17 protein-coding genes are annotated in these 24,161 nt (G+C 67.4%); 12 read left to right on the forward strand and 5 right to left on the reverse strand.

Annotated elements, in window-relative coordinates; genetic code table 11:
• Positions 1-5 precede the first annotated feature (5 nt).
• From AC59JP_RS01325 to proB, 9 genes are all read left to right on the forward strand, one after another.
• Positions 6-2,660, forward strand: coding sequence for a valine--tRNA ligase (locus AC59JP_RS01325; RefSeq protein ID WP_497323824.1), 2,655 nt, complete (start codon positions 6-8; stop codon positions 2,658-2,660).
• The gene (gene folC, locus AC59JP_RS01330) at positions 2,657-4,099 is read left to right on the forward strand and encodes a bifunctional tetrahydrofolate synthase/dihydrofolate synthase (RefSeq protein WP_497323826.1); all 1,443 of its coding nucleotides are present in this window, start codon (positions 2,657-2,659) and stop codon (positions 4,097-4,099) included. The genes AC59JP_RS01325 and folC overlap by 4 nt, the downstream gene beginning before the upstream one ends.
• Positions 4,096-4,518 carry a DUF4233 domain-containing protein gene (locus AC59JP_RS01335; protein WP_497323827.1) on the forward strand — a complete coding sequence of 141 codons (423 nt, stop codon included), beginning with the start codon at positions 4,096-4,098 and terminating at the stop codon, positions 4,516-4,518. The genes folC and AC59JP_RS01335 overlap by 4 nt, the downstream gene beginning before the upstream one ends.
• A 24-nt stretch (positions 4,519-4,542) precedes the next feature.
• Positions 4,543-4,956: a nucleoside-diphosphate kinase gene (gene ndk / locus AC59JP_RS01340; RefSeq protein WP_497323828.1), complete on the forward strand. Its 414-nt coding sequence runs from the start codon at positions 4,543-4,545 to the stop codon at positions 4,954-4,956.
• Positions 4,957-5,390: 434 nt separating this feature from the next.
• Complete coding sequence (locus tag AC59JP_RS01345) at positions 5,391-8,600, forward strand: translation initiation factor IF-2 N-terminal domain-containing protein (RefSeq protein ID WP_497323829.1); 3,210 nt, start codon at positions 5,391-5,393, stop codon at positions 8,598-8,600.
• Between the two features lie 190 nt (positions 8,601-8,790).
• The gene (gene rplU / locus AC59JP_RS01350) at positions 8,791-9,102 is read left to right on the forward strand and encodes a 50S ribosomal protein L21 (protein ID WP_188544270.1); all 312 of its coding nucleotides are present in this window, start codon (positions 8,791-8,793) and stop codon (positions 9,100-9,102) included.
• Positions 9,103-9,135: 33 nt separating this feature from the next.
• Entirely contained in the window at positions 9,136-9,408 is a 273-nt protein-coding gene (rpmA, locus tag AC59JP_RS01355; RefSeq protein WP_188544271.1) for a 50S ribosomal protein L27, read from the forward strand.
• Positions 9,409-9,515: 107 nt separating this feature from the next.
• The gene (gene obgE, locus AC59JP_RS01360) at positions 9,516-10,967 is read left to right on the forward strand and encodes a GTPase ObgE (protein ID WP_497323830.1); all 1,452 of its coding nucleotides are present in this window, start codon (positions 9,516-9,518) and stop codon (positions 10,965-10,967) included.
• Positions 10,964-12,076, forward strand: a complete 1,113-nt coding sequence (gene proB / locus AC59JP_RS01365) for a glutamate 5-kinase (RefSeq protein ID WP_497323831.1) — start codon at positions 10,964-10,966, stop codon at positions 12,074-12,076. Before obgE ends, proB begins: the two co-directional genes overlap by 4 nt.
• Here proB and AC59JP_RS01370 read toward each other — a convergent pair.
• The 3 genes from AC59JP_RS01370 to AC59JP_RS01380 form a co-directional block, all read right to left on the reverse strand.
• Entirely contained in the window at positions 12,049-13,434 is a 1,386-nt protein-coding gene (locus tag AC59JP_RS01370; RefSeq protein WP_497323832.1) for a wax ester/triacylglycerol synthase domain-containing protein, read from the reverse strand. The genes proB and AC59JP_RS01370 overlap by 28 nt on opposite strands.
• 15 nt (positions 13,435-13,449) lie before the next feature.
• On the reverse strand, positions 13,450-14,247 hold the full coding sequence (locus tag AC59JP_RS01375) for a Sir2 family NAD-dependent protein deacetylase (RefSeq protein WP_497324830.1): 798 nt from the start codon (positions 14,245-14,247) through the stop codon (positions 13,450-13,452).
• 74 nt (positions 14,248-14,321) lie between these two features.
• Entirely contained in the window at positions 14,322-15,236 is a 915-nt protein-coding gene (locus tag AC59JP_RS01380) for a D-isomer specific 2-hydroxyacid dehydrogenase family protein (RefSeq protein WP_497323833.1), read from the reverse strand.
• Positions 15,237-15,336: 100 nt separating this feature from the next.
• Here AC59JP_RS01380 and AC59JP_RS01385 point away from each other — a divergent pair, with 100 nt between their 5' ends.
• Together AC59JP_RS01385 and AC59JP_RS01390 are read left to right on the forward strand one after the other, a co-directional pair.
• Positions 15,337-16,827 carry a hypothetical protein gene (locus tag AC59JP_RS01385; RefSeq protein WP_497323834.1) on the forward strand — a complete coding sequence of 497 codons (1,491 nt, stop codon included), beginning with the start codon at positions 15,337-15,339 and terminating at the stop codon, positions 16,825-16,827.
• A 25-nt stretch (positions 16,828-16,852) separates the two neighbouring features.
• Entirely contained in the window at positions 16,853-17,557 is a 705-nt protein-coding gene (locus AC59JP_RS01390) for an SDR family NAD(P)-dependent oxidoreductase (protein WP_497323835.1), read from the forward strand.
• A 1-nt stretch (position 17,558) separates the two neighbouring features.
• On the opposite strand, the gene AC59JP_RS01395 is transcribed toward AC59JP_RS01390, so the two are convergent.
• A complete protein-coding gene (locus AC59JP_RS01395; protein WP_497323836.1) occupies positions 17,559-19,697 on the reverse strand; it encodes a RecQ family ATP-dependent DNA helicase in 2,139 nt (712 codons plus the stop codon).
• On the opposite strand from AC59JP_RS01395, the gene AC59JP_RS01400 reads away from it, so the two are divergent.
• Entirely contained in the window at positions 19,696-22,962 is a 3,267-nt protein-coding gene (locus tag AC59JP_RS01400) for an arabinosyltransferase domain-containing protein (protein ID WP_497323837.1), read from the forward strand. The two genes, AC59JP_RS01395 and AC59JP_RS01400, sit on opposite strands and share 2 nt — an antisense overlap.
• Positions 22,963-22,983: 21 nt before the next feature.
• Here the strand turns inward: AC59JP_RS01400 and AC59JP_RS01405 are convergent, their stop codons facing one another.
• The gene (locus AC59JP_RS01405; RefSeq protein WP_497323838.1) at positions 22,984-24,117 is read right to left on the reverse strand and encodes an NADH:flavin oxidoreductase/NADH oxidase; all 1,134 of its coding nucleotides are present in this window, start codon (positions 24,115-24,117) and stop codon (positions 22,984-22,986) included.
• Between the last annotated feature and the right edge of the window lie 44 nt (positions 24,118-24,161).

Genomic DNA, 24,161 nt, shown 5'->3' on the forward strand with positions numbered 1-24,161 from the left:
GCCGAGTGACCAGCTCAGACCACGACCCGTCCGAACCGCAGGACAACCCCGCCGACCGGCTTCCCAAGAACTGGAACCCCGGCGAGGTCGAAGCCGATCTCTATCAGGGATGGGTGGATGCGGGTTACTTCACCGCGGACGCGAATTCGTCGAAGCCCGGCTACTCGATCGTTCTCCCGCCGCCCAACGTGACCGGCAGCCTCCACATGGGCCACGCCTTGGACCACACGCTCATGGACGTGCTCGCCCGCCGCAAGCGGATGCAGGGCTACGAGGTGCTGTGGCTCCCCGGCATGGACCACGCCGGCATCGCCACCCAGTCGCTGGTGGAGAAGAAGCTCGCCGCCGACGGCGTCTCCAAGGACGAGATCGGGCGCGAGAAGTTCATCGAGAAGGTGTGGGAGTGGAAGGCCGAGTCCGGCGGCACCATCGGTGAGCAGATGCGACGGCTCGGCGACGGCGTCGACTGGACTCGCGACCGATTCACCATGGACGACGGTCTCTCGCGCGCAGTCCAGACCGTGTTCAAGAAGTTCTACGACGCCGGCCTGATCTACCGCGCGGAGCGCCTGGTGAACTGGTCGCCGGTTCTGCAGACAGCCATCTCCGACATCGAGGTCAAGTACGAGGACGTCGAGGGCGAGCTGGTCTCGCTGCGCTACGGCTCGCTGAACGACGACGAACCACACGTCGTCGTCGCGACCACGCGAGTCGAGACCATGCTGGGCGACACCGCCGTCGCGGTGCATCCGGACGACGAGCGCTACACCCACCTGGTGGGGACGACGTTGCCGCACCCGTTCCTCGATCGCGAGATCCCGATCATCGCCGATGCGTACGTCGATCCCGAATTCGGTACGGGCGCAGTGAAGATCACGCCTGCGCACGACCCCAACGACTTCGAGATGGCCCTGCGGCACTCGCTGCCGATGCCCTCGATCATGGACAAGACCGGCCACATCGTCGACACCGGAACGCAATTCGACGGCATGGAGCGATTCGAGGCACGTGTCAAGGTGCGCGAGGCGTTGGCGGAGCAGGGTCGCGTGGTCGCGGAGAAGCGTCCCTACGTCCACAGCGTCGGCCACTCCGAGCGCAGCGGTGAGCCGATCGAGCCGCGACTGTCGTTGCAGTGGTGGGTCAAGGTCGAGTCGCTCGCGAAGGCTGCGGGTGACGCCGTGCGCAACGGCGACACCACGATTCATCCGAAGAGCCAGGAGCCGCGGTGGTTCGCCTGGGTCGACGACATGTACGACTGGTGCATCTCTCGCCAGCTCTGGTGGGGTCATCGCATCCCCATCTGGTACGGGCCCGACGGCGAGACGGTGTGCCTCGGCCCCGACGAGAGCGCGCCCGAGGGATGGACTCAGGACCCGGACGTTCTCGACACGTGGTTCTCGTCCGGCCTGTGGCCCTTCTCGACGATGGGGTGGCCGGAGCGCACCGCCGATCTCGAGAAGTTCTATCCCACCAGCGTTCTCGTCACCGGGTACGACATCCTGTTCTTCTGGGTCGCGCGCATGATGATGTTCGGCACCGCTGTCGCCGACGAGCTCCCCGGCGCCGTTCCGTTCCGAGACGTATTCCTGCACGGGCTCGTTCGCGACGAGTTCGGACGCAAGATGAGCAAGTCGAAGGGCAACGGCATCGACCCTCTCGACTGGGTCGACCGGTTCGGCGCCGACGCGCTCCGCTTCACCCTGGCTCGCGGCGCGAACCCCGGCGGCGACCTCTCGGTGGGCGAGGACAACGCGCAGGCCTCGCGCAACTTCGCGACAAAACTCTTCAACGCCACCAAGTTCGCGTTGATGAACGGCGCTGTGCTGCAGGACCTTCCGGATCGAGCCGAGCTCACCGACGCCGATCGCTGGATTCTCGATCGCCTCGCGTCCGTACGGGCCGAAGTCGACGACGCCCTGGACCGGTACGAGTTCTCCAAGGCATGCGAGGCGCTCTACCACTTCGCGTGGGACGAGGTGTGTGACTGGTACCTCGAACTGGCGAAGGTTCAGTTGGGTGAAGGCCGCGACACCACCCGGATCGTGCTGGGCACGGTCCTGGATTCGCTTCTGCGCCTTCTGCATCCGGTTATCCCGTTCGTGACCGAGATGCTGTGGAAGGTGCTGACCGGAGGGTCGACCGTCGTGACGGCGTCGTGGCCCACCGAGACCGGAGTCGGCGCCGATCCCGTTGCGCTGCAACGGGTCACCGACATGCAGAAGCTGGTGACCGAGGTGCGTCGTTTCCGCAGCGACCAAGGTCTCAAGCCCAAGCAGAAGGTGCCCGCGCGTCTCGGAGGTGCCGGTGATGCCGACATCGAGGGCCAACTGTCCGCCGTCAAGGCGCTCGCGTTCCTCACCGAGCCGGAGGACGACTTCACGGCATCGGCCTCGCTCGAGGTCCGCTTGTCCCTCGGCACGGTGAACGTCGAGTTGGACACGTCGGGAACCGTCGACGTGGGCGCGGAGATCAAGCGCGCCGAGAAGGACCTCGCGGCCGCGCAGAAGGAACTCGAGACCACTACCGCCAAGTTGGGTAACGAGAAATTCGTCGCCAACGCACCGGAAGCCGTCGTCGACAAAATTCGTGGGCGACAGCAGCTCGCTCACGAAGACATCGAGCGGATCACGAAGCGGCTGAAGGAGTTGGGCGGTCAGTGACGACCCCGCACGAGCACGCCTACGACGGGCCCGCCGATCCGGGTCCGTCGCCGGTGGACCTCGCCGAGTTCACGCTCGTCGAGGCCGAACTGGATCGCCGGTGGCCCGAGACCAAGATCGAGCCGTCGCTCGACCGCATCGCCGGATTGATGGACATCCTGGGCTCGCCTCAGCGCAACTATCCGTCGATTCACATCGCCGGCACCAACGGCAAGACATCGGTGACGCGCATGGTCGAGTCGCTTCTGCGGGCGTTCCACCGCCGCACCGGGCGGACGACGAGCCCGCACCTGCAGCTGGCCACCGAGCGCATCGCGATCGACGGCAAGCCGATCTCGCCGCGCATGTACGTCGACACCTACCGCGACATCCTCCCGTACGTCGAGATGATCGACCGGCAGTCGCAGGACGCCGGCGGTCCGGCGATGAGCAAGTTCGAGGTGCTCACGGCGATGGCGTTCGCGGCGTTCGCGGAGACACCCGTCGACGTGGCGGTGATCGAGGTAGGCCTCGGGGGCCGTTGGGACGCAACCAATGTAGTCGACGGGCAGGTGGCGGTGATCACGCCCATCGGGATCGACCACGTCGAGTACCTGGGTAGCGACATCGCCGGAATCGCGGCCGAGAAGGCCGGGATCATCAAGAAGGCACCGGACAACGTGGTGCCGATCGACACGGTCGCCATCCTCGACGAGCAGCAGCCCGAGGTGGCGGACGTACTGCTCCGGCGGGCCGTCGAGATGGACGCGGCAGTCGCCCGAGCGGGTTCGGAATTCAGAATCCTCTCCCGCGGTGTCGCCGTCGGCGGTCAGATGCTCGAACTGCAGGGACTCGGCGGTGTCTACGACGAGGTCTTCCTGCCTCTGCACGGAGAACACCAGGCGCGCAACGCTTCCCTGGCCCTCGCGGCGGTGGAGGCATTCTTCGGCGCCGGAGCGAATCACCGCCTCGACATCGACTCCGTTCGTGAGGGATTCGCCTCCGTCGTCAATCCCGGCCGGCTCGAACGCGTACGCAACGCCCCCACGGTCTTTCTCGACGCCGCGCACAATCCGCACGGCGCACAGGCGCTCGCGACGGCGCTGCGCGAAGAGTTCGACTTCCGCAAACTCGTCGGCGTCGTCGCGGTCATGGCCGACAAGGACGTCGACGGAATCCTGACCGCCCTCGAACCGATCTTCGACGAGGTGGTGGTCACCCACAACGGCTCGGCGCGCGGGATGGACGTCGAGGACCTCGCCAACGCGGCCGTCGCCAAGTTCGGGGACGAACGCGTTGTCGTCGCGGAGACGTTGCCGGACGCCATCGAGGTGGCCATCGGCATCGCCGAAGACGTCGCCGACGAAGGTGAGGCAGTATCGGGTGCAGGAGTTGTGGTGACCGGTTCCGTCGTGACGGCGGGTGTGGCGCGCACTCTGTTCGGAAAGGACCCGGCGTGAGCGACAACGAGATCGACGACATCGACCCCGTCACCGGGTTTCGTGCGCCGATCACCGACCCGTGGAAGGGCTTCCGCGGTGTCTGCGCGGGCACGCTGATCCTGGAGGCCATCGTCGTTCTGCTGGCGCTGCCCGTCGTCGGCACCGTCGGCGGGGGAGTGACCTGGCTCAACGGCACGTACCTCGTGGCTCTGGGCCTGCTGATGATCGTGGGCTCCGGTCTGCAGCGTCGCCCGTGGGCGATGCAGTTCAACGTGGCGCTTCAGGTCCTGGTGATCCTCGGGTTCTTCGCGCACCCGTCCGTGACCGCGATCGGTGTGATCTTCGCGCTGGTGTGGGCGTATCTGATCTACCTGCGCCGCGACATTCGTCGACGGATCACCAAGGGTCTTCTCGCGGGTCAGCGCGACTTCGACTGACGTCTGCGCCCTATGCTGAGCGGCGTGACTGAGCGAACTCTCATACTGATCAAGCCCGACGGCGTGAAGCGCCGGTACATAGGAGAGATTCTGGGGCGCATCGAGCGCAAGGGTCTCGACATCGTGGCACTGAAGATGGAGATGGTGACCCGCGAACTCGCCGGCACGCACTACGCCGAGCACGAGGGCAAGCCCTTCTTCCCCGATCTGCTCGAGTTCATCACTTCCGGACCCGTCGTGGCGGCCGTTCTGGAAGGGCCGCGCGCCATTGCTGCGTTCCGACAGATTGCCGGCGGAACCGATCCCGTCGAAAAGGCCGTGCCCGGATCCATCCGTGCCGACCTGGCCCTCGACGGCGGTCAGAATCTCGTTCACGGCTCCGATTCGGTGGAGTCCGCGGACCGCGAGATCGCACTCTGGTTTCCTGAACTGTCCTGACGAGCCCGACACCGCCGGCGGACCCCGGCCGTCATTTTGGCGCGGGTAGGCCGGAGGCCGGCCGTGTTTTGGACGGCCTGGCACGGGTCCGTCGAGTGGTGTGGGATACTGACAACGGTTGCAACGCAATTACTGTTCACGCGTTCGCAACCGGATGACAACCAACGGTTCGATGCCCGTCATCGCGGCCACGCTGGTGCAATACACCTCTTGCACACGTGTCACGCTGAAGATCAGGCGCTCGGACCGGCGGACGCACCAGCCATCCGACCAGGCATTGCATCGACACAGTGGTGACCGCCGGTTGCCGCATCGATGCGAGGCGAGACCACTCTCGCGTTCAGTTGACGCGAGAACATACATAGCTCCCGCGTGGCCGCGTGCCATTCATCGCAATCGGTGAATGAACGCGCCCGGGGGCCCGAGGAGAACACGTGGCCGATCACGAGCCGCCCCAGACTTCGCCCGACCTTGCCGCCGAGAACGCTCTTCCCGAGCGCATACGCGTGCACGCCCTCGCCAAACGGCTCGGTGTCACCAGCAAGCAGGTGATGGCCCAACTTGTGGAGATGGGTTCGCCCGCCCGCAACGTGCAGTCCAGCGTGGTGCGCGCCGACGCCGAAGCCGTCACCAGCGCGCTCGGAAGCGTCCCCACCGTGGATGCGCCCGCTCTGCCGGAGACGCCGGAGCCGACCGAGGACGCAATCGACAGCATCCCCGAGGTGAGCCCGGCCGAGCCGGAGGACACCGCGCAGGCGCCTCAGCCCGACCTGTTCACCGACGTCGACGCTCCCGCGCAGTCGGCTCCGCCTGCCGCCACCGCAGCGGCCATGCCGCTGTTCCTGCAGCCCGAACCGCCCTCTGACGACGCGCCGGTAAAGGCGCCCGCCCGCCGACGACGTCGTCCGAAGTCGGAGACGGCGAATGTCGAGGCCGCCGAGGTAGAGGCGCCCACAACAGAGACGACCGAGTCCGAGACGAGCACGTCCGATGCTCCGGTGGACGGCCAGGCCGCTGGTGTGTCGGCGGAATCCGAATCGTCCGAAGACTCCGACGCCGAAGATTCCAACGCCGAAGAATCCAACGACGACCAGGAATCATCGGGTCCGCGTCGCCGTCGCCGAGGCCGTCGTGGCCGTGGTCGCGGTCGTGGTGAACAGCAGGATTCGGACGAGTCGACCGACGACAACGAGTCGGACGATGCCCGCGATGCCGACGTCGCGTCGAAGCCGAACGAGGCAGAAACCACCGACGCAGAGAAGGACAGCTCCGACAAGGACAGCTCTGACAAGGACAGTTCCGAGAAGGACAGTTCCGACGACGACCAGTCGGAGTCGGACGACGAGTCCGAGTCGGGCAGTCGCCGTCGCCGTCGCCGTCGTCGCCGCAAGAGCACCGGTGACAGCTCGGCCGACTCGAACGACGAGGACGATCCGCCGAACACCGTCGTGCACGAGCGCGAGCCGCGGAACAAGCAGCGCGCTCCCAAGGACGAGGTCCAGGGCATTTCCGGATCCACTCGTCTCGAGGCGAAGCGCCAGCGTCGACGCGACGGTCGTGATGCCGGTCGCCGCCGCCCGCCGATCCTGACCGAGTCCGAGTTCCTGGCTCGCCGCGAAGCTGTCGACCGCACGATGGTCGTCCGCGAGAAGGCGTTGGCCGGGGACCCCGACCTCACACAGGTGGCCGTCCTCGAAGACGGAGTCTTGGTCGAGCACTTCGTGACCAGCACGTCGTCGGGTTCGATCTCCGGCAACGTCTACCTCGGACGCGTGCAGAACGTGCTGCCCAGCATGGAAGCTGCATTCATCGACATCGGCAAGGGCCGCAACGGCGTGCTCTACGCCGGTGAGGTCGACTGGGAAGCAGCAGGCCTCGGTGGCAGTTCGCGCAAGATCGAGCAGGCGCTCAAGCCCGGTGATCAAGTTCTGGTCCAGGTCAGCAAGGACCCGGTCGGGCACAAGGGTGCGCGGCTGACCACGCAGATCTCGTTGGCCGGTCGCTTCCTCGTCTATGTGCCGGGTGGCTCGTCCACAGGCATCTCGCGCAAGCTGCCGGACACCGAGCGCAAGCGGCTCAAGGACATCCTGCGCGACATCGTCCCGGCCGACGCCGGCGTCATCATCCGGACAGCGTCCGAGGGTGTGAGTGCCGAGGAGCTCGCTCGCGACGTGACGCGTCTGCAGGCTCAGTGGGCCACCATCTCGGAGGCGTCGTCGAAGGCCGAGTCGAGCAAGGGCACCAACCCGCAGAGCCTCTACGAAGAGCCCGATCTGCTGGTCAAGGTGGTTCGCGACCTCTTCAACGAGGACTTCTCCAAGCTGGTCATCGAAGGTGACCGTGCGTGGTCGACCGTGCAGAACTACATCGAGACGGTCGCCCCGGACATGCTTCCGCGTGTCGAGCGGTACGAATCGTCGTCCAAGGACGTCGACGTCTTTGCTGCGTACCGCATCGACGAGCAGCTGGCCAAGGCGCTGGACCGCAAGGTGTGGCTGCCGTCCGGCGGCACGCTCGTCATCGACCGCACCGAGGCCATGACCGTCGTCGACGTCAACACCGGCAAGTTCACCGGTGAGGGCGGAAACCTCGAAGAGACGGTCACGCGCAACAACCTCGAGGCTGCCGAGGAGATCGTGCGACAGATGCGTCTGCGCGACATCGGCGGAATGATCGTCGTGGACTTCATCGACATGGTGCTCGAGTCCAACCGCGACCTGGTGCTGCGACGGCTGACCGAAGCCCTCGGTCGCGACCGCACTCGTCACCAGGTGTCGGAAGTGACGTCGCTCGGCCTGGTGCAGATGACCCGCAAGCGCATGGGCACCGGACTGATCGAGGCGTTCTCGACCACCTGTGACCACTGCCATGGCCGCGGGATCATGATTCACCAATTCCCGGTGGAGCCGAAGTCCGACGAGGGACGCGGCGGCGGCAACAGCGGCAACAGCGGCAACAGCGGCAACAGCGGCAACAGCGGCAACAACAACAGCGGCAACAACAACGGCGGCGGCAGCAACAACGGCGGCGGATCGTCCCGGTCCGACCAGTCGTCGGGCAACAGTCGTCGTCGCCGCGGTGGCAAGGACAGGTCCGACACGCGCAGCGACGTCACATCGTCGGAGCCGGAGAAGGAGACGGTCGACGTCACCGCCAAGCGGGCGCACCCGGTTGCGCTGGCCATGGCCGCTCACCTGCACCCGGAGGACGAGGCCGAGACAATCGACGTCGACGGCACCGAAGTGGTTGCCTTCGAGGACCCGGCCGATACTGCGGCTGCAGCCGTCGAGGCCGTTCGTGAGGCGGAGTCGGCGTCGACCGACGAAACGCCGAGCGCCCTGGAGGCCGCCCCCAAGCCCGAATCGACTCCCGAGCCCGAATCAGCTCCCGAGCCACGGTCCGCTCCGGCCGCCGCACCGCGGCGAAGCCGACGCGTGTCCCGCGCTGCGGCGGCACCGGCCGGCGACGCTGCGGGCACGGTCATCGTCATTCCGCAGGGCGCGACGGCACCCGAACCCGCCGAGCCGTCTGTGACAGCTCCCGCAGGTGGAGCGTCCGTCGCTCCGCCGACCGCAGCGACTCGTCCGAAGCGTCGCCGAGCTGCGGGACGGCCCGCGGGTCCGCCCGTGGACGGGGAGTCGTGAGCGCGGTTTGCTTCCGATAGCGGCTCTCCCGTAATCTTGGACAGTCGCTGTCGGCGACGCGGTTAGTTCTGCCCGCTGCGCGGTGTGCACTTATGAGCCGCGACCTGCCGACGCAAGAGATACGAAGTACCAGACCAGTCGCGCCGTCACCGGCGCGAACAAGTTCGAAGAAGCAAGGGGTAGCCCTCCGATGGCAACGTACGCGATCGTCAAGACCGGCGGAAAGCAGTACAAGGTCGCTGTCGGTGACCTCGTCAAGGTCGAGAAGATCGAGGGAGCGCCCGGCACGGCTGTCTCGCTTGTTCCTGTTCTCGTCGTCGATGGTTCCGACCTGACCACAGATGCAGACAAGCTGGCGAAGCTCTCCGTCGCCGGCGAGATCGTCGAGCACACCAAGGGCCCGAAGATCCGCATCCACAAGTTCAAGAACAAGACCGGCTACCACAAGCGGCAGGGACACCGGCAGAAGCTGACCGTCCTCAAGGTCACCGGAATCAAGTAACCAACACACTTCTGCTGAAAGGGTCGTAGAGACATGGCACACAAGAAGGGCGCGTCCAGCTCACGCAACGGTCGCGATTCGAATTCACAGCGCCTCGGCGTCAAGCGCTTCGGCGGCCAGACCGTCAGCGCCGGCGAGATCATCGTTCGCCAGCGCGGCACCCACTTCCACCCCGGCGTCAACGTCGGACGTGGCGGCGACGACACCTTGTTCGCGCTGTCTGCCGGTGCAGTTCTGTTCGGCACCAAGCGCGGCCGCAAGACCGTCAACATCGTTCCGCCTGTGGCCGAGACCGTCGAGGTCTGAGCCCAGCTCACACGCTTCACCCGACAGGGGCGGACAGAGGGGCCAATCGAGCCTCTCGTCCGCCCCTGTCGGTTTGTCGGTAGTTTTCCGGAAGGACCAGTAATTCCATGTCTCGCTTCGTAGACCGCGTCACGCTGCACATCAGCGCGGGTAAGGGCGGCAACGGGTGTTCCTCGGTCCACCGCGAAAAGTTCAAGCCGCTCGGCGGACCCGACGGCGGTAACGGCGGTCGCGGAGGCGACGTCGTCCTCGTCGTGGACCCCAACGTCCACACTCTGCTCGATTTCCACTTCCACCCGCACGCCAAGGCCGGCAACGGGACGCAGGGCGCGGGCAGCAACCGCGACGGTTCCAACGGCGAGGATCTGGTGCTTCCGGTTCCGGACGGCACGATGGTCCTGGACGAGAACGGCCGTATTCTTGCCGACCTCGTGGGTGAGGGAACGCGCTTCGAAGCCGCTCCCGGTGGCCGCGGCGGACTCGGCAACGCTGCGCTGGCCTCGCGTGCCCGCAAGGCCCCCGGCTTCGCCCTGCTCGGCGAGGAGGGTGTGGAGCGCGAGCTGGTTCTCGAACTGAAATCGGTCGCCGACGTCGGACTGGTCGGGTTCCCGAGTGCAGGCAAGTCGTCTCTGGTGTCCGTGCTCTCGGCAGCGAAGCCGAAGATCGCCGACTACCCGTTCACGACACTGGCCCCCAACCTCGGCGTGGTGTCGAGCGGTGAGACCACCTTCACCGTCGCCGACGTGCCCGGCCTCATTCCCGGTGCCAGCGAGGGCAAGGGTCTCGGCCTGGACTTCCTGCGTCACCTCGAGCGGTGCGCGGTACTCGCGCACGTCGTCGACTGCGCCACCCTCGATCCGGGTCGCGATCCGCTGTCCGACATCGACGCACTCGAGTCGGAGTTGGCCGCCTACAAGCCCGCACTGTCGTCGGATGCGAGCCTCGGCGATCTCGCCGAGCGTCCTCGCATCGTCATCCTGAACAAGGTCGACGTCCCCGAGGCCGCCGACCTCGCCGAGATGGTCACCCCCGACATCGAAGCGCGCGGCTGGCCGGTGTTCGCCATTTCCGCCGTGAGCCGAGAAGGCCTGCGGCCGTTGACGTTCGCACTGGCCAAGCTGGTGGTCGAGTACCGGGAGGCGCACCCCAAGGCCGCACCGCGTCGCCAGGTCATCCGTCCGATCGCGGCGAACGAGTCGGGCTTCTCCGTCACTGCCGATCCCGAGATTCCCGGGGGATTCATCGTGCGCGGAACGCGCCCCGAGCGCTGGATTCAGCAGACCGCGTTCGACAACGACGAAGCTGTCGGCTATCTCGCGGATCGTCTGGCGCGTCTCGGTGTGGAAGACGCACTGGTCAAGCAGGGTGCGCAGCCCGGCTGTTCCGTCACCATCGGCGACGTCAGCTTCGAGTGGGAGCCGCAAACCCCTGCGGGCGTGGACATCACGATGACCGGGCGCGGCACCGACGCTCGCATCGATCAGGTGGAGCGCATAGGCGCAGACGAGCGCAAGCACGCACGGCGTGTACGCCGAGGGTTGGAGACCGAAGAGAAGTGAACGCAGGCGTCGACACTCGGCAGGCCATCGCGTCCGCCCGCAGCATCGTCGTCAAGATCGGGTCGTCCGCGCTGACCAGCGTTGCCGGGGGCCTCGACACAGGTCGCCTCGACGCTCTGGCCGACGCCATCGAGACCCGGATGCGAGCCGGGTCGGACGTGGTCGTGGTGTCCTCCGGTGCCGTCGGTGCCGGACTGGCACCTCTCGGATTGCGCAGGCGCCCACAGGACCTCGCTACCAAGCAGGCTGCCGCCAGTGTCGGTCAACTCGCCCTCGCACACGCGTGGGGTACGTCGTTCGGCCGGTACCAGCGGACCGTCGGACAGGTCCTTCTGACCGCCGAGGACATGGCGCGGCGCTCGAATCATCGCAATGCGCAACGCACCCTGGACCGCCTGCGGGCTCTGGGTGCGGTTGCCGTGGTGAACGAGAACGACACGGTGGCCACGGCCGAACTGCGCTTCGGTGACAACGATCGACTCGCGGCATTGGTGGCGCACCTCGTCGGAGCCGATGCTCTGATTCTGCTGTCCGACGTCGACGGTCTCTACAGCGGCGACCCCCGTAAGGACCCTGCGGCGCAGTTCATCTCGCAGGTCGACAGTCCCGAGGACCTCGACGGGGTCATCGCCGGGTCCGGCGGAGCGCTGGGAACGGGTGGGATGGCGTCGAAGCTGTCCGCCGCCAGGCTCGCCGCCGACGCCGGTGTTCCGGTCCTCCTCGCTGCGGCGGCCGACGCCGCGTCCGCGTTGACGGGCGGCGCAGTCGGCACCACCTTCACCGCTCGTCCGAACCGGTTGTCCGCCAGACGCTTCTGGGTTCGGCACGCCGCGGACACTCGCGGTGACCTACACCTGGACGCGGGAGCGGTGCGCGCGGTGGTCGCCGGGCGTCACTCGCTGCTCTCTGCCGGAATCACGGCGGTGGACGGCGGTTTCGACGCCGGTGACGTCGTGGCCTTACGCGACCCGAGCGGTGCGGTCGTCGGTCGGGGAGTGGTGGCGTACGACGCTGCCGAGCTCGCCGCGATGCTCGGTCGATCGACGGTAAGTCTGGCTCCGGAGCTGCAGCGTCCCGTCGTTCACGCCGACGATCTCGTGTCCGTCTGACGTCCGACCTCGTGCAGTGCGCGGTCCAGCACGTCGAGGTATCGGGCGTGATCGGGAATCGCAGTCGGTGAGGTGACCACCCCGACGGCGATGGTGTCACCGAGTCCGAGCACAGCGTGGTTGAGCGACATCGCGGGCGACAGGCCCGCGAATGCAGCGATGAACACGGCGTCCGTGCCACTCGGGTGCAGGGTCGCGGGTCCGCAGTTCACGCTGGAGACGGTGGTGTGCGCATGCACGGTCAATTCCGAGCGGCCTCCGGCCTGCCCGCCTTCGCCCGACGGATGCTGGCGGCGCAGACCCGCACGCAGCAACGGCGCCGGTATGTGTTCGGCGACGCGGACGGAATCGAGCATGGCCCGATGTGTCACGCGCCGTCGTTCGCCGACGAGGCAGTCGCGGATGCGTGCGGGCTGGTCGTCTGCGTTCGGGAACAGATCGACGCTGCCCGACGCCAACCGATTGACGCCGGGCCAGTGGGCGTCCGGGGGCAGCGCCACGGTGACGTGTGCACCGAGGTCGGTGGGGGCGTCGTCGCCGAGGTAGGTGGTCAGAGCGCGCGAGATCGCGGTCAGCGCCGCGGAGGTCACGGACAGACCGGATGCGGTCAGAGCAGCGCGGTCGTGGACGAGAACGGCTGCGGCACGGTCGGTTCCGGGGTTCACGTTCACGGCGGTCGCCCGCCTCGCCGACGGCCGGGGGACGATGGTCCCGTCGGCGATCTCACGGGCGAACTCCCGACTCGATCGGATGGCGCGCACCGCGGCGCCGGCGAACCCTGCCGCCTGCAGAGGCGTGCGGAGCAATCCCACGGCCGCAGCGACGGCGGGACGGCGGTGGGTCGGCGCGGGCGAGGGGAGGTGCGTGCGCGCGGACTCGTCGCCGAGCAGCGTGCGTGTCACGGCGACCGCGCCCTGACCGTCGGCCAGTGCGTGCGAAAGCTGAACCACCACAATCGATCCGATACCGTCGATTCCGGGAACGCCGCGGAGGTTCGGCAGAATGTGCACCGCTACGGCGCTGCGCTCGACGTCCAGCGGAACCGACACGATGTCGGAGAGGACGGCGAGTGCCCCGGTCCAGTCACCGGACGCGACCGGGAGCACGCGAACGTGATCCGCCGGTGTCGTGAGATCGGTTGTCCACGAGGGATAGTCGAGGTCGAACGGAACGCGCGCCAGCCGGACCAGTACCTGCGGGATGCCGTCTAGTCGGCCGACGAGATCGTTCGCGAGACGCTCGGGGTCGATGTGCTCGTCGCTCGGATGATGCAGACCGACGGTGAAATAGTGATCCGTGGTGTTTCCGGGCACGGATTCGTAGAAGAAGGCGGCGTCCTTGGGGTCGACTCGCGTCATACCCCGTCACTCTAGTCACAGGACCGAGGCGAGCACCTCTGCACAACCGGCCTCGATCTTGAGTGTCGCGAGATCGTCGCCGCGCGTCCGACCACGATTGACGATGAAGACAGGCTTTCCGGTCTTGCGCGCATGACGAACGAAACGCAGCCCGGACATGACCGTCAGCGACGACCCCAACACCACCAACGACGATCCCGAATCGACGAGGTCGAAGGCAGCGCGCACGCGCGGCTTCGGGACACTGTCACCGAAGTACACGATGTCGGGCTTGAGAATTCCACCGCACACCTCGCAGTCGACCATCCGGAAATGTTCCGTACTCGAGATGATGGCGTCGGCGTCGGGGGCGATCTCGACACCGTCCGCCGGTGTGACCGTCTCGGCGAAACCGGGGTTGGCCTTCGTGAGACGTTCGTCCAGTTCGAGACGGGAGATCAGACGCTCGCACCCGAGGCACCGGACACGGCCGTAGACACCGTGCAGGTCGATCACGGTGCGGCTGCCGGCCTTGGTGTGCAGCATGTCGACGTTCTGCGTGATCACCCCGAGGACTGCTCCGCGTGCCTCGAGGTCGGCCAACATACGGTGCCCGGCGTTCGGCATCGCCGCGTCCATGTGGCGCCAGCCCACGTGATTGCGGGCCCAATAGTGGCGACGGAAGTCGGGGCTGGACATGAATTGCTGAATCGTCATCGGGTTGCGCGGCGGCGAGTCCGGTCCGCGGTAGTCCGGGATCCCGGAGTCGGTAGACATCCCGGCGCCCGTGAGCGCGACGACACCACCACGAGCGAACGCGTCGGACAGCGCGATCCCGGGGTCGACCGGACGCCGATCGGGCTGCGTGCTGGTGGTCGACGAGGTCACGTACTCCAGAGTAGGCGCGGTCAGTATCCGGCGTCGCGATCGACCACGGCGGCCAACGGCTCGCCCGCCGCGAACCGTGCGATGTTCGCCTCGACGTGACGCGCCAGCGCGGCGGTACGGGGGCCGGTCGGGTTGGAATCGTGGGGAGTGATGATGGCCGAGCGCATCGTCCACAACGGATGACCGTCGGGCAGCGGCTCGGGCTCGGTGACATCGAGACCGGCGCCCGCAATGGTCCCGTCGCGCAGCGCGTCGACCAGCGCGTCGGTGTCCACCAGCGATCCGCGGGCGATGTTCACCACCCACGAGTGCGGCTTCAGCCGGCGGAGTCGATCCGCCCCGACGATGTGGGCTGTCTCGGCCGTCGCGGGGGCGGCGATCACCACGTGATCGGTGGCGTCCCACACGTCGTCGAGGTGCTCGGCGGAGACCGTGCGTGCGGCGCCGGGCACCTCCCGGCCCGACCTGTTGACGGCCACCGACGTGACGCCGAGCGGGGCCAGCATGGTGATGAGGGAGCGTCCGATGCCACCCGCTCCGACGATCGTGACCGTCGAGCCGCGGAGGGTGCCGACACCGCCGGCGAGCTCGGTGTCCTGCCACGATGTCGCGGCGAGGTGCGCCGGAAGGGTTCGGACGCCGGCCAGCAGCATCATCAGCGCGTGCTCGGCGATGATGTCCGAGTAGGCCGCGGCGGCGGAGGTGAAGGTGACCTCGGGATTGGCGGCGATCTCGTCGGCCCACTGCTCGATCCCCGCCGACCCGAGCTGGACCCACCGGACGTTCGGCGGCAGGTCGGGCAGGTCCTGCGCGCGGGAGTACCAGACAAGTGCCTCCGCCTCGTCCAGCGGGACGATCGTGCCGCCCCCACCGGTCACCGCATCCGTCAGTTCGGGTCCGATATCGGGCTGCAGGGCAATGGCAGGAGAGCGCATTCGCCGAGTTTATGACAACAATGGTGCGGAAATCGTTGGCGTCGAACGCGGCGAGGCACCCCGAAACGGCTGTGAACAGCCACTATCGTCCGAAACCATTATGAGGAACTCGAACGTGGTGGCCCGAGTCGTCGCCGTCCTGCTCTCTCCGGTAGCCCTCGTGTTCGCAATCGTCGTTCCCGCGCTCGCTGCGGGAGTGTGGTTCGCGTCGAACCCGGCGCCCGCGACCACGGTGACGGCCGCGCCCATGTCCTCGTCCGCGGACCCTCTCGCCGACACCCGAAAGTCGTTGGCCTCGACCACGTTGCCGCTCGGCCTTCTCAGTGGCGGTCTCGCGAAGTTGACCGACGGCGGCAAGCAGCTCGACGACGGTGCACACCAACTGTCCGACGGTCTGCATCAGGCGAAGGACGGGTCGGGGGAGTTGGCCGACGGCATGACCCAGCTGCGCGAAGGCGTCTGGGCGCTCGGTGACGGTTCGACGAAAGTCAGCGGCGGGGTCGACAAGGTCGTCGATTCGCTGACCGGGCTCGGCGCCGTGCAAGGTCAGGTCGACCTGATCATCCAGCAATCGATCGAGACCCTCGCTACCAGCACCGATCCGGCCGCGAAGGGCGCGATCGACCAGCTCACGACCGTGCAGACCATGATGCGCACGCAGGGACTGGGCGGCGACATCATGAACCAGCTGCAAGAACTGAAGACCGGAGCGCGGACGCTCGCGTATCAGCTCAGCGATCCGAAGTCCGAGTTCGTCGACGGCGTGGTGCGCGCGACCGAGGGGTCGGCGGCGCTGCGCGACGGGATCGTCAAGCTCGACGACGGTGGCAACCGTCTCGTCGACGGCACCGGTCAGCTGGTCGACGGGACCGGGCCGATGGCCGGGGTGATCAGCGGGGTGCAGTCGGACATCGCGTCGGCGTCGGCGTCGCTGCCGCCGGCGAATCGCATCGCAGCGGATTCCGGGCAGGCCGGAGGCCGGTCGGAGTCGGACAGCTCGACGTCCCCGGCGAGTTTCGTGGTGCGGCCGGCGTTGCCCGATTGGCCTTACATGGTGGGGTCGCTCCTGTTGGTCGGCGCGGCCGTCGCCGTCTCGCTGCGCGTGATGCGCGAGCGGTTCCCGGCGCTGGTGACAGCCGGAATAGCTGCCTCCGCTGCGGTGGTGTTGTGGTTCGCTCAGGACGATCTGACCGGTGGGGCGTTGGCCTCCGCGGTGGTGGTGTTGGCTCTGTGGGCCGCGGCGCTCGTGGCGGCCGGCCGTGCGGTGATCGCGGTGGCCGGCCGGACGATCGGGCGGATCGTGCTGCTCGTCGCGGCGGCTGTCCAGCTCGTGGTGTGCGGTGTGGCGGGTCCGGCCTTCTGGCAGACGGGCGCACACCTCGCCTCGTTCCTTCCGTTGGGCCAGGTCGTGACCGCTCTCGGTGAGATCGCCCAGTCGGGGGCAGGCGTGCGGACGCTGGTGTCCGCGGTCGTGGCCGTCGCGACAATCGCCGTGGCGCAGGCTGTTCGGTCGGCGCACTCGACCGACGTGCACGTCGACGAGACGAAATCCGAAACTCGGGACACCGAGCCGGCTTCCTCCGTACCGTAGGGGCACACACCAGCAGGAGGCCAATGTGCTTCTCGAGGGCAAGAACGCCGTCATCTACGGCGGTGCGGGCAGGATCGGCACCGCGGTGGCCATGGCGTTCGCCCGCGAGGGCGCCAAGATTCATCTCGCAGGGCGCACGCTGTCCCGGATGAACATCGTCGTCGAGAAGATTCGCGCCTACGGCGGCAAGGCGGAGGCCGCGCTGGTCGACGCGTTGGACGAGGTCGACGTGGACGAACACGTCGACATCATGGCGGCCTGCTCGGGAAGCGTGGACATCTCGTTCAACCTGATGGCGTTGGACGACGTTCGCGGTGTTCCACTCGCAGACATGGAACTGCGCGACTTCGAGCGCCCCATTCTCAACGCCGTCCGGTCGCAGTTCATCACCACCCGCGCCGCGGCCCGCCACATGAAGTGTCAGGAGTCCGGCGTCATCCTGATGTTCGGCCACTCGTCGAGTGGCGACCAGTCTCACCCCGGCGGTTTTCAGGTGGCCCTCGGCGCCCTCGACGCCATGCGATGTCAGCTGTCGGAAGAGTTGATGCCGTGGGGTATTCGGGTTCTGACCATCGACAGCGCCGGGGTAGGGGAGACGGTCCCTCTGGAGGACGTCGGCAATGTCGCGGCGTTCGCGGCGTCGGACCTCGCGCGATCGATGACCGGGACCTCGCTGGGCGTCGCGCAGGATTGTGCGAGACCGACGTATCGAACTCGCGCCGCGGGCTAGTTCATTTCGGAGTCGCCAACGCGAAGGGCAACACCGCGTCCGCGCCGGCGTGACGAAGCGCGCGAGCCGCCATGGTGAGCGTCCACCCGGTGTCCGACAGCAGATCCAGCAGCAGAATGGGTCCATCGGTAGCGGACAGATCCGGCGGATCGAACGCGTCGACCAGACCGGCGACCTTGAACGCCGAGTTGGCGGCGGATACCGGCGGCAGGTCCGGACGCATGGCCAGGACACCGAGGTTCGTCAGCCTGCCGACCGAGCTCAATCGCTCACCGAGATCGCGCAGCAGAACGTTGTGGCCCGGGCGATCCATGACCATCACGCTCGTGGGGCGCGTCTCCCACGTCCAGTTCGCCAGGACCGTGATGCACGCCTTCTCCAATGCGTCGGGTGCCGGTTCGTCGGGGCCGTCGACCAGCGCTCGCAGCCGCGGACCCCACACCGGGTCCGACATGCGCCCCAGCACCCGTCCGGTCTCGGGACCGTCGGTGATCTTGCCGGACAGTTCGACGCCGACCTTCTTCAATCCGGTGGGCCACTGCTTGCGGAACGGCAAGTCGAGGCCCGGACGGTCGAGACGCTTGCGGGTCGACTCGACCGCAGCGGCATCGACGTCGACCGAATACGTTGCGCCGCTGCAGTTGTCGCATCGCCCGCACCTGTCCTTCTCGGGATCGCCGGTCAAGCCGGGGTCGTCGAGCTGGCGCCGCAGGAACGCCATGCGGCATTCGGAAGTGTTCTCGTACTCGATCATCGCCCGCTGCTCGGAGAGACGGGCTTCGTCGAGGCGCTCGTAGCGCTCTCGGTCGTAGGTCCACGGCTGACCGGTGCCGAGCCATCCGCCGCGCACGCGGTGGACGGCGCCGTCGACGTCGAGGACCTTGAGCACCATCTCGAGCCGCGTCCGGTTGAGCTCGACCATCGGTTCGAGCGCCTGCGTGGACTGGGGCTTGTCCGGGTCGAGCACCTCGAGCACACGCCGCACGACGTGTTCGCGTGGGAAGGCGACCGAGGCGAAGTAGCTCCAGATCTGGCGATCCTCGGGACCGGGGAGCAGCACCACCTCGGCGCGATCGGTTGCGCGGCCGGCGCGGCCGACCTGCTGGTAGTAGGAGATCGGTGACGAGGGGGCGCCCACGTGGACCACGAAACCGAGGTCGGGTTTGTCGAATCCCATTCCCAGCGCCGACGTGGCGATGAGAGCCTTGACGCGGTTCTCCTGCAGATCTTGTTCTGCCACTTCACGTTCCGCGGGATCGGTCTGCCCGGTGTAGGCCGCGACGGTCAGGCCGCGGTCGCGCAGCAGTGCCGCGAGATCGTTCGCTGCGGCCACGGTGAGGGTGTAGACGATGCCCGATCCCGGCAGTGTCTCGAGGTGCTCGGTCAACCACGCCATCCGCGCAGTGGGATCGGGGATACGGACCACCGACAGATGCAGCGACTCGCGTTCGAGGCCGCCGCGCAGAATGGTCGTGTCCGCACCGCCGACACCGAGTTGCGCTGCGACGTCGTCGACCACCCGGTCGTTGGCCGTCGCGGTGGTGGCGAGAACCGGTATGCCGTCGCGCAATTCGGCCACCAGGGTGCGAATGCGGCGATAGTCGGGGCGGAAATCGTGGCCCCAGTCCGAGACACAATGGGCCTCGTCCACGACGACGAGACCGGCGTCCGCGCTGAGGGACGGGAGAACCTGGTCCCGGAAGTCCGGATTGTTGAGGCGCTCCGGACTCACGAGCAGAACGTCGAGTTCACCCGAGTTCACCTTCTGGTGCACCTCGTCCCACTCGGTGACGTTGCCCGAGTTGATGGTGGCCGCTTTCACTCCGGCCCGCTCGGCGGCGGCGACCTGGTTGCGCATCAGAGCGAGAAGAGGGGAGACGATGACCGTCGGCCCCAATCCCTGCTCGCGCAGCAATCGCGCGGAGATGAAGTAGACCGCGGACTTTCCCCATCCGGTGCGCTGCACGACGAGGGCGCGGCGGTGATGTACGACGAGCGCCTCGATGGCAGTCCACTGATCGTCGCGGAGGACGGCGGACGGTCCGGCGAGATCGCGCAGCAGCTCTTCGGCGCGGTCGCGCAGGTGCGGGGAGGCCGGCGCCCGGCTGGATCCTTCGCTGGTCATGTCCGCGGTGGTCATGCAACGAAGGGTATCGGCTGGCCCTGACAGCCCCGTTGTCTCAGGAATCGCTCACGTCGCTGCTGGTACGTTGCCTCGGGCAATCCGAATCGACGCCGGGAGGCAACGCGTGCGGGAACGAATCACACCTCGGCTTGTCGCCATCGTGGCGGCGATCGTCGGGATCGTTCTCACCGTCGCAGTGCCCTTTCTCCCCGTCACCACCGACGACACGACGCTGAACTGGCCGCAGAACGACTCCGCCGCCAGCGTCACCGCACCGCTGATCGAGTACACCCCGACCTCGTTCGACGCGACGATCCCGTGCGCGGCCGCCACACAGGACGGGCTGCTGCTATCCACCAATCCGAAGAACTCGCCCGACGCCGAGCGGTACGGACTGATCGTGTCGGTCTCGGACTCCACTCTGAGCGTTGTTCAACGCAACACCGAGCTGCTGTCGGTGCCTGTCTCCGAACTACCCGCCGGGTGCTCGATCACGATCGACTCGACGTCCGCGGCCACCACGGTCACACTCACCGGGCGCGATCCCGTCGTACGCCCCGTCGACGACCGGCCGCAGCTGTCCGGCATCTTCACCGACCTGCAGACGGTTCCGGCGGGGATGACGGCGACGGCGAACATCGACAGCCGGTTCACGTCGACACCGACGGTGCTGAAGCTTCTCGCGATGATCGTCGGAGTCCTGGCGACCCTGGTGGCGCTCGTCGCCCTGCACCGGATCGATTCGCTCGACGGCAGGCGAGCACGACGATTCCTGCCCTCGGGGTGGTGGAAGTTCGGTGTCGCCGACGCGGTCGTCGTCGGCACCCTCCTGGTGTGGCACATCATCGGCGCCAACACGGCCGACGACGGCTACCTCCTCGGCATGGCTCGGGTGTCGGAAGGCGCCGGCTACATGTCGAACTTCTTCCGCTACTTCGGGGTGCCGGAGACCCCGTTCGGGACGCCCTACTACGACCTCCTGGCTCTGATGACCAACGTCACGTCGGCGAGCGTGTGGATGCGCATTCCGGCGCTGATCGCCGGGATCGTGACGTGGCTGGTGATCAGCCGGGAAGTGGTGCCGCGTCTCGGCCGGGCGTCGCGGATCGCGCGGGTGCCGATGTGGACCGGCGCGCTGGTGTTCCTCGCGTTCTGGCTTCCCTACAACAACGGTCTGCGTCCGGAGCCCGTCGTCGCGATGGGTGTGCTGCTGACGTGGTGCTCCGTCGAACGGGCCATTGCCACGCACCGACTGCTGCCGGCCGCCACCGCGATCCTGACCGCCGCCTTCACGTTGACGGCCGGGCCGTCGGGACTGATCTGTCTGGCACCGCTGATCGCCGGGCTGCGACCGATCGTGCGCATCGTCACCGACCGGGCACGCGAATCCGGCATTCTCGCCGTGGTTCTGCCGCTGATCGCGTCGGGTACCGCGGTGCTGGTGGCCGTTTTCGCCGACCAGCCGTTCGCCACCGTGCCGGTCATGCAGGCCGCGCACGAGGCAGCCGGGCCGAACGTGGCGTGGTTCGACGAGTACCTCCGCTACCAGTACCTGATGAACCCGACGCCCGACGGTTCCCTCGCGCGCCGATTCGGAGTGTTCGTTCTGGTCACCGCGATCGTGGTCACCATCGCCGTGATGCTGCGCAAGCACGGACGTATCCCCGGTACCGCCGGGGGTCCAGCGCGCCGGCTGATCGGCATCACCATCGGCGCCATGCTTCTCATGATGTGGACGCCCACCAAGTGGACCCACCACTTCGGCGTGTACGCCGGTCTGGCCGGGTCGATGGCGGTCCTGCTGGCCGTCGCAGTCGGGCCGACCGTCGTGCGGTCGCGTCGCAACCGGCTGTTGTTCGCCTCGGGTGTCCTCTTCCTCCTCGCCCTGGACTTCCGCGGTCCCAACGGATACTGGTACGTCTCGAGCTACGGGGTGCCGTGGTTCGACAAGCCACCGTCCATCTCGGGACACGGTCTGTCGACCGGCTTCCTCGGGCTCACGGTCCTGGGATTGCTGGCCGCGCTGTATTTCCATGTGCGCGATCCCTACACGCACCCCGGAACGCCGACGGCCAGGCTCTGGAAGATCCCGCCGCTCACCGTGGCTGCCGCGGCCGTGGTGCTCTTCGAGGTGTTGTCCCTCGCCAAGGGTGCGGTCACGCAGTACCCGGCCTACTCGGTCGGCCGCTCGAACGTCGATGCGCTGATGGGCAATTCGTGTGGGCTCGCCAACGACGTCCTCGTCGAAACCGACCCGAATGCGTCGATGCTCACTCCGCTGTCGGGCGACGTCGCCGCTGGACTGGCGGGCACCGATTCCGTCGGTTTCACCCCCAACGGAGTGGCCGGAGACCTGACGTCGGACGAGTCCGAAGCCGCTGCGGGAACGGCCAACTCGGTGACGAACGATCCGTCTCAGACGAATACCGAGACCAGCACCTCGGCCGGAACGGGCGGCGGCGCAGGCGTGTCCGGTGTGAACGGCAGCTCGGTGGCACTTCCGTTCGGCCTGGATCCGGCGCGCACACCCGTCCTCGGTAGTTTCGGCGCCACCACCCCGGCGTCGCTGACCTCGGACTGGTACCGCCTGCCGAGCGAGCGCGGCGACCTCATCTCCATTGCGGCCGCCGGCCGGATCCGCAGCGTCGACAAAGACGGCATCGTCACACCTGGCCAGAATCTCGAGGTCGAGTACGGACGCACCGGGCCCGACGGGACGGTCACGGCACTCGGGCGCGTGACACCCATCGACATCGGACCGCAGCCGTCTTGGCGAAATCTGCGAGTTCCCATGTCCCAGTTGCCGTCCGACGCCGACACCGTCCGGTTGGTCGTATCCGATCCGAGCCTGGATCCCGACCAGTGGCTCGCGGTCACGCCTCCTCGGGTGCCGCAGACGCAGACGCTGAACGACCTGGTCGGGTCGACCACGCCGGTGCTGCTCGACTGGGCGGTCGGCATGAACTTCCCGTGCCAGGACATGATCACGCACCACGACGGTGTGGCCGAGATTCCGCAGTACCGCATCAAGCCCGACCGCACCGGCGCGGTGTCCACCAACGCCTGGCAGGACCATTTCGGCGGCGGCCCGCTGGGCTGGATCGACCGTCTGCAGTCGGCTCGATCGATGCCGTCCTACCTGAAGGACGACTGGTCGCGTGACTGGGGCGACATCGAGAAGTACACGCCGATCGACCCCGAGGCAGTACCCGCGCAGCTCGACGTGACTCGCGTGTCGAGGTCGGGGTTCTGGAGCCCGGGGCCGATCAAGACGTCCTGACCGCTGTGCCCGAATGGACCCTTAGGCCCGGCCGTACTGCTTCGGCGCTGCCGGGGTGATGTCGACACCGAGTTCGCGGGCTGCACGACGCGGCCAGTACGGATCCCGTAGCAGCTCACGGGCGAGGAACACGGCGACGGCGTCGCCGGTGTCGATGATCTCCTGCGCCTGCTTGGGCTCGGTGATCATGCCGACCGCGGCTGCGGGCACCTCGGTCTCGTTCTGAACGCGTCGTGCGAACGGGACCTGGTAGCCGGGTCCGGTGGTGATCTTGGCGTGCGGCTCGTTGCCACCGGAGGACACATCGATCAGGTCCACGCCCAGCTCGCCGAGTTGCTGGGTCAGCAGAATCGTCTGATCCGTCGTCCAGGTGTCGGAGTCGACTCCCTTGTCCTCGCCGACCCAGTCGGTGGCGGACACTCGCACGAACAGCGGGAGCTCGGGAGGAAGGACCTCGCGAACGGCGGACACGACCTCGCGGACGATGCGGGTGCGGTTGTCGAACGATCCGCCGTACTCGTCGGTTCGGGTGTTGCTGGCGGGTGAGAGGAACTGGTGCAGCAGGTATCCGTGCGCGGCGTGGATCTCGATCACCTTGAACCCCGCCCGCACGGCGCGTTCGGTCGCGGCGCGGAAATCGTCCGTCACTTTCGCGATGTCGTCGACGGTCATCGCCCGCGGAGTCGCGTAGTCGCCGAACGCCACAGCGGACGGGGCGACGGTCTCCCACGCGAGCGAATCGTCAGGAGCGGGCAGGCCGGAGGCCGGTCGGACAGTGGTTCGGAGGGACTTTCCACCACGCCAGGGTGCGGCGGTGGACGCCTTGCGGCCGGCGTGCGCGAGCTGAATCCCGGGCACACCGCCGAAGTACTCGATCTCGGCGACGATCTCGGCGATCGCGCGGGCTTGCGTGTCGTTCCAGATTCCCAGGTCGGCCGGTGAGATGCGACCTTCCGGGCTGACAGCCGTGGCTTCGGTCACGATCAAGCCGGCGCCTCCGATGGCGCGGCTGATCAAGTGGGTCCTGTGCCATCCGTTGACTGTTCCGACGTCCGGCCCGGTGACGTCGGCCGAGTACTGGCACATCGGCGACATCCAGACCCGGTTGGGAATGGTGACCTCACGCAGGGTCAACGGCTCGAACAGGGTGCTCACATCGGCTCCTCGAAAATCGACTACGTATCCATCGGTGCCAACCG

The organism is Rhodococcus sp. 320_ES, from assembly GCF_059691855.1.

Excerpts from the sequence above, each read along its gene's own strand:
- rplU (WP_188544270.1), top strand. The coding sequence starts at position 8,791 with ATGGCAACGTACGCGATCGTCAAGACCGGCGGAAAGCAGTACAAGGTC.
- rpmA (WP_188544271.1), top strand. The coding sequence starts at position 9,136 with ATGGCACACAAGAAGGGCGCGTCCAGCTCACGCAACGGTCGCGATTCG.
- obgE (WP_497323830.1), top strand. The coding sequence starts at position 9,516 with ATGTCTCGCTTCGTAGACCGCGTCACGCTGCACATCAGCGCGGGTAAG.
- AC59JP_RS01370 (WP_497323832.1), bottom strand. The coding sequence starts at position 13,434 with ATGACGCGAGTCGACCCCAAGGACGCCGCCTTCTTCTACGAATCCGTG.
- AC59JP_RS01380 (WP_497323833.1), bottom strand. The coding sequence starts at position 15,236 with ATGCGCTCTCCTGCCATTGCCCTGCAGCCCGATATCGGACCCGAACTG.
- AC59JP_RS01385 (WP_497323834.1), top strand. The coding sequence starts at position 15,337 with ATGAGGAACTCGAACGTGGTGGCCCGAGTCGTCGCCGTCCTGCTCTCT.
- AC59JP_RS01400 (WP_497323837.1), top strand. The coding sequence starts at position 19,696 with ATGCAACGAAGGGTATCGGCTGGCCCTGACAGCCCCGTTGTCTCAGGA.
- AC59JP_RS01395 (WP_497323836.1), bottom strand. The coding sequence starts at position 19,697 with ATGACCACCGCGGACATGACCAGCGAAGGATCCAGCCGGGCGCCGGCC.